This is a genomic window from Pseudomonas sp. GM30, from assembly GCF_000282275.2.
In the GTDB taxonomy this organism is placed as follows: Bacteria; Pseudomonadota; Gammaproteobacteria; order Pseudomonadales; family Pseudomonadaceae; genus Aquipseudomonas.
Window position 1 is genome coordinate 200,609 of the sequence record NZ_AKJP02000030.1, and the last position, 11,619, is coordinate 212,227.

Below are 11,619 nucleotides of genomic sequence, written 5' to 3' on the forward strand. Positions count from 1 at the left end.
ACCGTTTTCGCGAGCAAGCTCGCTCCCACAAGGGGATGGCATTTCAAAGTGGGACCAGTCGGCCACAACCGACAAGCGGCCCAATACCCGCACCTATACTCAAATCTGTTTTCCTCCATTCAAGGACCTCACCACCGTGAACCTGCGTGCGCTGGTCGTCGCCGCACTGTGTCTGCTGGCTGGCTGCGCCACCTCGGCCAAGGCCCCGGTGGCGCCGTCGGCCGTGGTGGTGTCACCCGCCACCTGGCAGCAGATCGACCGCGACATCCTCAGCGCCTCGCAGCAATCCACCGAGCAAGTCAAAGTATTTGCCCGTGGCTCGATGGAACATTGGCGTACTCGCGTCTATCAGCAAACTGAAGAAAATTTCATTCCGTGGTTCAGCAGCTACTGGACCCAGGAATGGCTGTCGATGAAGGTCAGCTGGTACACCATCAGTGCCGGCGGCGAGCAGGATGCGTCGGCCAAGCGCCTGGCGAGCTATCTGCTTGAGCAATATCAGGAAAGAGTGCTGGCGCCGGTGGCGGTGGAGATCGATCCGGACGCGATCCTCGGGCAGGCCACGGCGTTCTATGCGCAACTGATGGCCCAGCAGATGCCGCTCATCGCCCAGCGCTATGGCGTGCCGGTTGCGCAACTCAACGGACAGCTGCAGAAGGTTCCGGCCATCGCCCTCGGGCCGCCGCCGGCGCGTGATGCTTCGCTGTATCAGGTCATCAGCACCGAGCCGCTGAACACCTTGCCGGCGTATGCCGCGCTGATCGACAAGATCCACACCGAGGGCGGCAGCAAGGGCATCGCCTCGACCGACGCCGGCATGGCGCCTGTGGCCAAGCGCGCCAGCCAGCGGATGGAAGCGGAAATGGCCCCGCGCGGTGCCGCCAGTGCCGTGGCGGCCGCAGCGGGCAAGTTGGTCGGCGGGGTGATCTCGATCGGCGTGGCGGGCATCCGCGCGATCATCCAGGCCAACGACCGGCCCGACAGCGAAGCGCTGATTCGCAGCAGCCTGGGCAGCACCTTCGACAAGGCCTGGGCGAAACTGCTGCAGAACCCGACCACCGGGGTCATGGCCGGTACGTTGCATATTGCCGGGCAAGTCGAGGGCAGCCTTGGTGGTACAGAGCAACCGTCGGTCGGGCTGGGTGTGAATCGTGTCGAATGGCAGCCGCCGCAATCGACTACCCGGCAGATCGAACCCAACGTACAAGGAGAATGAACATGTCTTACATCGATATCTTTGTCGCGCCTGTGCCGAATGCCAACCGCGAGCAGTACAAAAAACATTGTGAGATCGCAGAGAAACTGTTCAAGGAATACGGAGCGAAGGAGGTGGTGCAGTGCTGGGGCGATGACGTGCCGGAGGGCAAAGTCACGTCATTTCCGATGGCGGTAAAACTCAAGGAGGGCGAGACGGTTTCGGCCGGCTGGCTGATCTGGCCCGACAAGGCCACCCGCGATGCCGGCATGGCGAAAATGATGGAAGACCCGCGCATGCAACCGGACGTCAACCCGATGGGGTTTGATGGTCAGCGCATGATCTTTGGGGGCTTCAAGAACCTTCTTCAATCCTGAAACCCACCCGATTCCGTGTGGGAGTGAGCCTGCTCGCGATGGCGTCAGCACAGCCAATATCTCCATTGCTGACCCACCGCTTTCGCGAGCAAGCTCGCTCCCACCCTGGAGCTGTGGTGTGCGCACGATTGTCGTCATCCTGCGAAACCCTGTGGGAGCGGGCTTGCCCGCGAAGAGGTCGGTACAGCCAATATCTTCATGGCTGACCCACCGCCATCGCGAGCAGGCTCACTCCTACAGGAAATTGTGGTCACTCTGCAGAGGGGGTGATCCGGCAGCCTTTGCGGTTGCGGATTTGTTCTTCCGTCGGCCGTTCGCGGACGAATTCGAAACGCGGTTCACCCTCGCTGTAATGCACCAGCCAGCCCCATTCCAGTTCGGTTTCATCTTGCCCGGGGCTGGGTGGCCTGGCCCACCACGGTTCTTTGCTGAGGATCTCGCGCATGGCGGTCTCCGGTTCGATGGCAATCCTTGAACTATAGCCGGGTGTCGCCAGTCGTCAGAGAAGGCTGTGTAGAATCGGCTGATCGATGAGCGAAGGAGCAGGGCCATGACCGATGATGCGCGCAGGGATGAACCGTTCAAGCGACTGTTTTTCGCCCTCGACTGTGCGCCACCGCAGCGCAAGGCCATAGCCCAATGGCGCGGCGATCTGGGCCTGCGCACTGGTAAACCGGTGCCGGCGGATAACTTTCATCTGACGCTGTTGTTCCTCGGCGCCGTGCCGCTGGCGCGGATCCATGAGGTCTGCGAGGCCGCCGGCAAGGTGCGTACGCCGGGTGAGCCGTTGCGGATTGCGCTGGATCGGCTGCAGGTCTGGCATCGCGCCGGGATTCTGTCTTTGGCGCCGGAGCAGGCCCCGCCGGCCTTGTTGCGTCTGGTGTATGCGCTGGAGCAGGCAATGCTGCCGTTCGGTTTCGAAGAATCACCACGCGAGTTTCGCCCGCACCTGACCTTGGCTCGGGACTATCGGGCAGAAGAGCCGGAATCCACCACGCCGCCGGAATTCTTCCTGCGTGCCGAGCGCTTCGCCCTGTTCGAATCGCACAAGGGCCGCTACCGGATTCTGCAGGATTGGCCACTGATCTGAGCCACAAAAAAAGGCGCCCGAGGGCGCCTGAAATTCACCTGAGCCGAGGGAGCCAGGTGAGGCCGTTCATTGCAGGGTGCAGCGGTGGTAAGGCGCTGCGTGAACGGGAAACCAATGATTCTGCGAGTGAACACCGCCCCTGTGGGAGCGAGCTTGCTCGCGAAGGCGTCGGCTCATTCAACATCTGTGTGGCTTGACGCACCGCTTTCGCGAGCAAGCTCGCTCCCACATTTGGATCTGCGCTTGGCCTATTTACCGAGCTTCACCCGGGTCCAGCCGCGGGTCATGATCCGCTGGGTGGCAATCGGCTGATCCGGCACCGCATACAACGTCGCCATTACCGCCTGCGACGGATACGAACCCGGATCGTTGCGGATCGCTTCGTCCACCAGCGGCGTGGCGGCCGCGTTGGCGTTGCTGTAACCGTTGCTGTTGGTGATCTCGGCGATGATGTCGGGGCGCATCAGGAAGTTCATGAACAGGTAGGCGTTGTCGACGTTCGCCGCATCACGCGGGATGGCGACCATGTCGTAGAAGCTGCCGGCACCTTCCTTCGGAATGCTGTAGTCGATCTGCACCTTGTTACCGGCCTCCACCGCGCGGGCCTTGGCCTGCAGCACGTCACCGGAGTAACCGACCGCCACGCAGATATTGCCGTTGGCCAGGTCCGAGATGTACTTCGAGGAATGGAAGTACGCCACGTACGGGCGGATCTTCATGAACAGCGCTTCGGCTTCGAGGATGTGCGCCTTGTCCTTGTCGTTCACCGGGTAGCCCAGGTAGTGCAGGGCGGCCGGAATCATTTCGGTCGGCGAATCGAGGAAGCTGATGCCGCAGGCTTTGAGCTTCTCGGCGTTCTCCGGTTTGAACAGCAGGTCCCAGGAGTTGGTCGGGGCGTTGGCGCCGAGCACTTCCTTGACCTTGTCCGGGTTGTAGCCGATGCCGATCGAGCCCCACATGTACGGGAACGCGTGGGCGTTGTCCGGATCACTGGCGGCGGCGTTTTTCAACAGCACCGGGTTGAGATTCTTCCAGTTCGACAGCTTGGATTTGTCGAGCGGCTGATAGACCCCGGCCTTGATCTGCTTGGCCAGGAAACTGTTGGACGGCACGACGATGTCGTAGCCGGATTTACCCGCCAGCAAACGCGCCTCGAGGGTCTCGTTGCTGTCGAACACGTCGTAGGTCACGCGGATGCCGGTCTCGTCTTCGAACTTCTTGACGGTGTCCGGCGCGATGTAATCGGACCAGTTGTAAACACGCAGCACCTTGTCGTTGGCCTGGACGCCCGTGGCGATTGCGCCCATTAAGGACAGTGTCAGCAGAGTCCTGCCAAACATTTTCATCGGTGAAACTCCATTCTTTTTATTCAAAAACACACATCGGGTGTACGTAAAACCTGTGGCGAGGGAGCTTGCTGTGGTGAGTGTATTTATCCCCGATGGGTCGCGAAGCGGCCCCAAGCCAGGCACTTGCGGTGTAACAGGGACACCGCATGCAATGGTTTGGCGACTGCTTCGCAGCCGATCGGGGATGAATCCCCTCACCACAGTGTTCATCGTTGTTGCTTAGGCGGTGGCGGCGCGTTGCGGCTGCTGCCACGCCTCATTCGCCGTCTGATCCATCGCTTCCTGAATCGCTTTCTTGCGGCTGGCTTCTGCCTTGCGGCCGAAGTACCAGACGAGGAAAGTCACCAGCGACACCGCCAGCAGAATCAGGCTCGCAACAGCGTTGATCTCAGGCTTCACGCCCAGACGCACCGCCGAGAACACCTCCATCGGCAGCGTGGTCGAACCCGGGCCGGAGACGAAGCTCGCCAGCACCAGATCGTCCAGCGACAGGGCGAACGACATCATCCCGCCAGCTGCCAGCGACGGCGCGATCATCGGAATGGTGATCAGGAAAAACACCTTGAACGGCTTGGCCCCCAGATCCATCGCGGCTTCTTCGATCGACAGATCCAGTTCACGCAGGCGGGCGGAGACTACCACCGCCACATAGGCTGCACAAAACGTGGTGTGAGCGATCCAGATGGTGACGATGCCACGCTCCTGCGGCCAGCCGATCAACTGCGCCATCGCCACGAACAGCAGCAACAGCGACAGACCGGTAATCACCTCAGGCATTACCAGCGGCGCCGTCACCAGACCACCGAACAGCGTACGCCCCTTGAAGCGTGTCACGCGGGTCAGCACGAAGGCGGCGAGGGTGCCCAGCGCGACCGCGGCAATCGCGGTGTAGCAGGCGATTTCCAGCGAGCGCACCACCGAGCCCATCAGTTGCGTGTTGTCGAGCAGGCCGACGTACCACTTCACCGACCAGCCGCCCCACACCGTCACCAGTTTCGAGGCGTTGAACGAGTAGATCACCAGAATCAGCATCGGCAGATAAATGAACATCAGGCCGAAGATCAACATGAACTTGGAAAAACCGAAGCGTTTCATCCCCGTGCCTCCATCTCTTTGGCCTGGCTGCGGTTGAACAGCAGAATCGGCACAATCAGGATCAACAGCATCACCACCGCCAGGGCAGACGCCACCGGCCAGTCGCGGTTATTGAAGAACTCTTGCCACAGCACGCGACCGATCATCAGCGTCTCCGGGCCACCCAGCAGTTCCGGAATCACGAACTCGCCGACCACCGGAATGAACACCAGCATGCAGCCGGCAATGATGCCGTTCTTGGCCAGCGGCACGGTGATTTTCCAGAAGTTGTTGAAGTTGCTCGAACCCAGATCCGACGCCGCTTCCAACAGGCTGCCATCGTGCTTCACCAGGTTGGCGTACAACGGCAGCACCATGAATGGCAGGTAGGCATACACCACGCCGATATACACCGCGGTGTTGGTGTTGAGGATCTCGATCGGGTGATCGGTCAGCCCCGTCCACATCAGAAACGCATTGAGCAGACCGTTGTTGCTGAGGATGCCCATCCACGCGTAAACGCGGATCAGGATCGCGGTCCAGGTCGGCATCATGATCAACAGCAGCAGGACGTTTTGCGCTTCCTTGCTCGCTTTGGTGATCGCGTAGGCCATCGGGAAACCGATCACCAGGCACATCATCGTGCTCAGTGCCGCGACCTTCAGCGAACCGAGGTAGGCCGACAGGTACAGCTCGTCTTCGCCGAGCATGGTGTAGTTGCCGATGTTGAGCATCAGCTGGAATTTCTGTTCGGCGTAGGTGTAGATCTCCGAGTACGGCGGGATCGACAGCGCGGCTTCCGAGAAGCTGATCTTCATCACCAGGAAGAACGGCAGCATGAAGAACAGGAACAGCCAGATGAACGGGATGCCGATGACGAACTTTCGCCCGCTGGGCACCAGGCGCAGGAATTGCTGATTGAAGGTTCTCATGAGCGCAGTACCACGCCGCTGTCGTCTTCCCACCAGACGTAGACCTTGTCGTCCCAGGTCGGACGCGCGCCACGGCGTTCGGCGTTGGCCATGAACGACTGGACGATCTTGCCGCCGGGCAGCTCGACGTAGAACACCGAGTGGCCGCCGAGGTAGGCGATGTCATGCACCTTGCCTTCGGACCAGTTGTAGCGGACTTCGGGTTTGATGGTGCTGACGAGCATTTTTTCCGGACGGATCGCGTAGGTGATCGACTTGTCCTGCACCGAAGTGCTGACGCCGTGACCGACATAGATCTTCTGCTGCAGGTCCGGGCTGTGGATGATCGCGTGACCCTCAAGGTCTTCCACCACGGTGCCGTCGAAAGCGTTCACGTTGCCGATGAATTCGCAAACCATGCGGCTGACCGGCGCTTCATAGATGTCCACCGGGCTGCCGATCTGGGCGATCCAGCCGAGGTGCATGATCGCGATGCGCTCAGCCATGGTCATGGCTTCTTCCTGGTCGTGGGTCACCATCACGCAGGTCACGCCAACGCGCTCGATGATCTCCACCAGTTCCAGCTGCATCTGTGAGCGCAGTTTTTTATCCAGTGCGCCCATCGGTTCGTCGAGCAGCAACAGCTTCGGACGTTTCGCCAGGGAGCGGGCGAGGGCAACGCGCTGGCGCTGACCGCCGGACAACTGATGGGGTTTGCGCTTGGCGTATTGGGTCATGTGCACCAGGCGCAGCATCTCTTCGACGCGGGCGTCGATTTCGCTGGCCGGCAAACGGTCCTGCTTGAGGCCGAAGGCAATGTTCTGCGCCACAGTCATGTGCGGGAACAGCGCGTAGGACTGGAACATCATGTTGATCGGCCGCTCGTACGGCGGCATGTCGGTGATGTCCACACCGTCGAGCAGAATCCGCCCTTCAGTCGGCCGTTCGAAACCGGCGAGCATGCGCAGCAGGGTCGATTTGCCCGAACCGGAGCCACCGAGCAGGGCAAAGATTTCGCCCTGATGGATCTCCAGGGACACATCGTCCACAGCCGTGGTTTCGTCGAACTTCTTGGTGACACGATCGACTTTCACCAGAACCTTTTTCGGTTGCTGGTGGCCTTCAAGTGCCTTCCGGTAAGTGCTGGAGGCGTTTGCCATGTGAAACTCCCAACAGGTTTCGTTCGCTCGGCCAACGTGGCCGGGCTTAAGTGGATTGCAAGCCTGCAGGTGCATTCCCGGTTGGATCACATCCCCCTGTGGGAGCGAGCTTGCTCGCGAAGACGTCGTGTCAGCCGACATCGTTGTTACCTGACACACCGCTTTCGCGAGCAAGCTCGCTCCCACAGGGTTTTGCATTGATCTGACGGTCTTGCTCCTGCCATCCGGCTTGGTCGGCGCCGCCGTCCTGGCTGCCTGGGTCGTACTTGTTGTTATTACGGTTGTTGTTTTCACGGATGACGGATGCGCACGCGCGCCGCCGCCGACCCCGTGGGGGCAGTAAACAGTTTTGAAATCCTGGGTGGTGTCAGCGCTGGTTGCGTCGCGCCGCCCGTTGCCGGCAAGCCGCGCCGAACGCCTGGAAAATCTTCAGGTAGTTCGGGTTGTCCAGCACCTGCCATTCCGGGTGCCATTGCACGCCAAGGGCAAAGGTCGGGCTGTGCTCGACCGAGATCGCCTCGATCAGGCCATCCGGCGCCACGGCTTCGGCACGCAGGCCGGGCGCGAGGCGGTCGATGCCCTGACTGTGAATCGAGTTGACCTGGAACTCGCCCGGCAACGCCAGCGCTTCGAACACGCCACCGGCCAGCACCGTGACGGCATGCGCCGGTGCGTATTGCACGGCTACGTCCGGGCTGTCGGCTTCGCGGTGATCGAGCATGCCCGGCAACTCATGCACCTTCTGGTGCAGGCTGCCGCCGAAGGCCACGTTCATTTCCTGGAAGCCACGGCAGATGCCGAGTACCGGAACGCCCGCCGCAATGGCTGCACGCAATAAAGGAAGGGTAGTGGCGTCCCGCGCCGGATCGTGATCCGTACCGGGTTCGCTGGCCGGACCTTGATAGTGGAAGGGCTCCACGTTCGAGGGTGAGCCGGTCAGCAACAGACCGTCGAGTTGACCGAGCAGGTCTTCGATTTCAGTCAGTTTGCCAAGGGAAGGAATGACCACTGGAAGACCCTGAGCGCCAACGCTGACAGCACGTACGTACTTGTCGCCGCTGATGTGATAAGGGTGCAGGCCAATCTGTTTGACGCACGCAGTAACGCCGATCAATGGCTTGAATGCCATTTTTATTCACCTCGAAGTTTGACACTTGAACGAGCTTTTCCGGAGCTTAGCCTCGTTGATTTTAATTAACAACTGCCATGTAAAAAATTCTAAACGCCGTTCATCAAATCTTCATGATTCCAGGCCTTGTGGCGCCTGCATTGGCACGCAAGTGTTAAAAAAAGCCTGAAAAATAAACGCTGAGCGGCTACGTGTTCGCTATTGACTTCACTTTGCCTTTCGGATTGACTGGCTCGGCGAAACAGCGGTGAACATAATAATTAACAGCTAAATAGGTGCATCATGTCGGTCCCTCTGCGTGCCGTTCAACTCAACGAAGCAAACGCATTCCTTAAGAAACATCCTGAGGTTTTGTACGTCGACCTTCTGATTGCAGACATGAACGGTGTGGTGCGCGGCAAGCGCATCGAGCGCACCAGTCTTCACAAGGTTTACGAGAAAGGCATCAATCTGCCGGCCTCGCTCTTCGCTCTCGACATCAATGGCTCCACGGTGGAAAGCACCGGCCTGGGTCTGGACATCGGCGACGCCGACCGCATCTGCTACCCGATCCCGGGGACTCTGAGCATCGAGCCGTGGCAGAAGCGCCCGACCGCACAACTGTTGATGACCATGCACGAACTGGAAGGCGAGCCGTTCTTCGCCGACCCGCGTGAAGTGCTGGCCAACGTCGTGCGCAAATTCGACGAACTGGGCCTGACCATCTGCGCCGCGTTCGAACTTGAGTTCTATCTGATCGACCAGGACAACGTGAACGGCCGTCCGCAGTCGCCACGTTCGCCGGTGTCCGGCAAGCGTCCGGTGTCGACTCAGGTGTACCTGATCGACGATCTCGACGAATACGTCGACTGCCTGCAAGACATTCTCGAAGGCGCGAAAGAGCAGGGCATCCCGGCTGACGCGATCGTCAAGGAAAGCGCCCCGGCGCAATTCGAAGTCAACCTGCATCACGTCTCCGACCCGATCAAGGCCTGCGACTACGCCGTTCTGCTCAAGCGTCTGGTGAAGAACATCGCCTATGACCACGAGATGGACACCACCTTCATGGCCAAGCCGTATCCGGGCCAGGCGGGCAACGGTCTGCACGTACACATTTCGATCCTGGACAAAGAAGGCAACAACATCTTCGCCAGCGAGGATCCCGAGCAGAACGCCGCGCTGCGACACGCGATCGGCGGTGTGCTGGAGACCCTGCCTGCGCAAATGGCGTTCCTCTGCCCGAACGTCAACTCGTACCGCCGCTTCGGCGCGCAGTTCTACGTGCCGAACTCGCCGAGCTGGGGCATCGACAACCGCACCGTTGCAGTCCGTGTGCCGACCGGTTCGGCCGACGCCGTGCGCATCGAACATCGCGTGGCCGGTGCCGACGCCAACCCGTACCTGCTGATGGCTTCGGTGCTGGCCGGCATTCACCACGGCCTGACCAACCGCATCGAGCCAGGCGCGCCAGTTGAAGGCAACAGCTACGAGCAGAACGAACAGAGCCTGCCGAACAACCTGCGTGATGCACTGCGCGAGCTGGACGACAGCGAAGTCATGGCCAAGTACATCGACCCGATGTACATCGACGTGTTCGTCGCGTGCAAGGAAAGCGAGTTGGCCGAGTTCGAGAACTCGATTTCCGACCTTGAGTACAACTGGTATCTGCATACCGTCTGACGCTCAAGCACGATCTCGCTAACACCGCAAAACCTGTGGGAGCGGGCTTGCCCGCGAAGAGGCCATCACCTTCAACATTGAAGGTGACTGACCCACCGTATTCGCGAGCAAGCTCGCTCCCACAGGGATATCGGTCACTAATTTTCCTGTGTGAGTCACCCCCATGACCATGACCCGCAACGACTGGGAACAACGCTTCCAGTCCCTGACCATCGAATCCCGCGCGTTCATCAACGGTGAATACCGCCCTGCGATCAGTGGCGATACCTTCGAGTGCCTGAGCCCTGTCGATGGCCGTTTCCTCGCCTCCGTGGCCAGCACCGATGAGGCCGACGCCAACCTTGCCGTCGAAGCCGCACGCCAGTCGTTCAACTCCGGCGTGTGGGCGCACAAAGCCCCGGCCGAGCGCAAACGCATCCTGATCCGCTTCGCCGATCTGATCCTGCAACACCAGGAAGAACTGGCGCTGCTGGAAACCCTCGACATGGGCAAACCGATCAGCGACTCGATGAGCATCGACATCCCGGCGACCGCCAACGCGATCCGCTGGAGTGCCGAAGCGATCGACAAGATCTACGACGAAGTCGCCGCCACCCCGCACGACCAACTCGGTCTGGTGACCCGCGAGCCATCCGGCGTAGTCGCTGCGATCGTGCCGTGGAACTTCCCGCTGATCATGGCCAGCTGGAAATTCGCTCCGGCGCTGGCAGCGGGCAACTCGTTCATCCTCAAGCCTTCGGAAAAATCGCCGCTGACCGCGATCCGCATCGCGCAGCTTGGACTGGACGCGGGCATCCCGAAAGGCGTGTTCAACGTGCTGCCGGGCTTCGGCCACACCGTCGGCAAGGCGCTGGCGCTGCACATGGACGTCGACGTGCTGGCCTTCACCGGCTCCACGGCGATTGCCAAGCAACTGATGATTTATGCCGGCCAAAGCAACATGAAACGCGTCTGGCTCGAAGCGGGGGGCAAGAGCCCGAACGTGGTGTTTGCCGACGCCCCGGACTTGCGCGCGGCAGCCCAGGCTGCGGCCGGCGCCATCGCTTTCAACCAGGGCGAAGTGTGCACCGCCGGTTCGCGCCTGCTGGTCGAACGTTCGATCCGCGAGCAATTCATTCCGCTGCTGGTGGAAGCGCTGCAAGCGTGGAAACCGGGGCATGCACTTGATCCTGCGACCACCGTCGGCGCGGTGGTCGATCAGCGTCAACTGGACAATGTGCTGCGCTACATCAGCATCGGCCGCGAGCAGGGCGCCGAGCTGATTGCCGGTGGCCGACGCACCCTCGAAGAAACCGGCGGCACTTACATCGAGCCGACGATTTTCGACGGCGTGACCAACGCCATGACCATCGCCAAGGAAGAAATCTTCGGCCCGGTGCTGTCGCTGATCACCTTCGACACCGTTGAAGAGGCGCTGCAGATCGCCAACGACAGCATCTTCGGCCTCGCCGCGGGTGTCTGGACCAGCAACCTGAGCAAGGCGCACACCTTCGCCCGTGGCCTGCGGGCCGGCAGCGTGTGGGTCAACCAGTACGACGGCGGCGACATGACCGCACCGTTCGGCGGCTTCAAACAGTCGGGCAACGGTCGCGACAAATCGCTGCACGCGTTCGACAAGTACACCGGGCTGAAAGCGACCTGGATCAAGCTCTGATTTTCTACAGCGGCGGTCGCT

The 11,619-nt window shown here is 60.7% G+C and carries 11 protein-coding genes; 5 read left to right on the forward strand and 6 right to left on the reverse strand.

Translation table 11 applies throughout. From position 1 onward, the window contains the following. Positions 1–136: 136 nt before the first annotated feature. Positions 137–1,216: a hypothetical protein gene (locus tag PMI25_RS24420; RefSeq protein ID WP_007962448.1), complete on the forward strand. Its 1,080-nt coding sequence runs from the start codon at positions 137–139 to the stop codon at positions 1,214–1,216. Positions 1,217–1,218: 2 nt separating this feature from the next. Beyond that, the gene (locus PMI25_RS24425) at positions 1,219–1,572 is read left to right on the forward strand and encodes a DUF1428 domain-containing protein (protein ID WP_007962449.1); all 354 of its coding nucleotides are present in this window, start codon (positions 1,219–1,221) and stop codon (positions 1,570–1,572) included. Between the two features lie 250 nt (positions 1,573–1,822). On the opposite strand, the gene PMI25_RS24430 is transcribed toward PMI25_RS24425, so the two are convergent. Further along, a complete protein-coding gene (locus tag PMI25_RS24430) occupies positions 1,823–2,017 on the reverse strand; it encodes a hypothetical protein (protein ID WP_007962450.1) in 195 nt (64 codons plus the stop codon). Positions 2,018–2,122: 105 nt separating this feature from the next. Between PMI25_RS24430 and thpR the strand changes: the two genes are divergently transcribed. Then, positions 2,123–2,662, forward strand: a complete 540-nt coding sequence (gene thpR / locus PMI25_RS24435) for an RNA 2',3'-cyclic phosphodiesterase (protein WP_007962452.1) — start codon at positions 2,123–2,125, stop codon at positions 2,660–2,662. A 248-nt stretch (positions 2,663–2,910) separates the two neighbouring features. On the opposite strand, the gene PMI25_RS24440 is transcribed toward thpR, so the two are convergent. The 5 genes from PMI25_RS24440 to PMI25_RS24460 form a co-directional block, all read right to left on the reverse strand. Then, positions 2,911–4,008 (reverse strand): polyamine ABC transporter substrate-binding protein, encoded by a 1,098-nt coding sequence (locus tag PMI25_RS24440; protein ID WP_007962454.1) that lies wholly within the window; start codon positions 4,006–4,008, stop codon positions 2,911–2,913. 222 nt (positions 4,009–4,230) lie between these two features. Further along, positions 4,231–5,106, reverse strand: coding sequence for an ABC transporter permease subunit (locus PMI25_RS24445; protein WP_007962456.1), 876 nt, complete (start codon positions 5,104–5,106; stop codon positions 4,231–4,233). Beyond that, the gene (locus PMI25_RS24450) at positions 5,103–5,984 is read right to left on the reverse strand and encodes an ABC transporter permease subunit (protein ID WP_371260449.1); all 882 of its coding nucleotides are present in this window, start codon (positions 5,982–5,984) and stop codon (positions 5,103–5,105) included. The genes PMI25_RS24445 and PMI25_RS24450 overlap by 4 nt, the downstream gene beginning before the upstream one ends. A gap of 29 nt (positions 5,985–6,013) precedes the next feature. Next, complete coding sequence (gene potA / locus PMI25_RS24455) at positions 6,014–7,156, reverse strand: polyamine ABC transporter ATP-binding protein (RefSeq protein WP_007962457.1); 1,143 nt, start codon at positions 7,154–7,156, stop codon at positions 6,014–6,016. 367 nt (positions 7,157–7,523) lie between these two features. Beyond that, complete coding sequence (locus tag PMI25_RS24460) at positions 7,524–8,285, reverse strand: gamma-glutamyl-gamma-aminobutyrate hydrolase family protein (protein ID WP_007962458.1); 762 nt, start codon at positions 8,283–8,285, stop codon at positions 7,524–7,526. A gap of 282 nt (positions 8,286–8,567) precedes the next feature. Between PMI25_RS24460 and PMI25_RS24465 the strand changes: the two genes are divergently transcribed. Next, positions 8,568–9,944, forward strand: a complete 1,377-nt coding sequence (locus PMI25_RS24465) for a glutamine synthetase family protein (RefSeq protein WP_007962459.1) — start codon at positions 8,568–8,570, stop codon at positions 9,942–9,944. Positions 9,945–10,107: 163 nt separating this feature from the next. Next, positions 10,108–11,598, forward strand: a complete 1,491-nt coding sequence (locus tag PMI25_RS24470; protein ID WP_007962460.1) for an aldehyde dehydrogenase — start codon at positions 10,108–10,110, stop codon at positions 11,596–11,598. Positions 11,599–11,619: the final 21 nt, after the last annotated feature.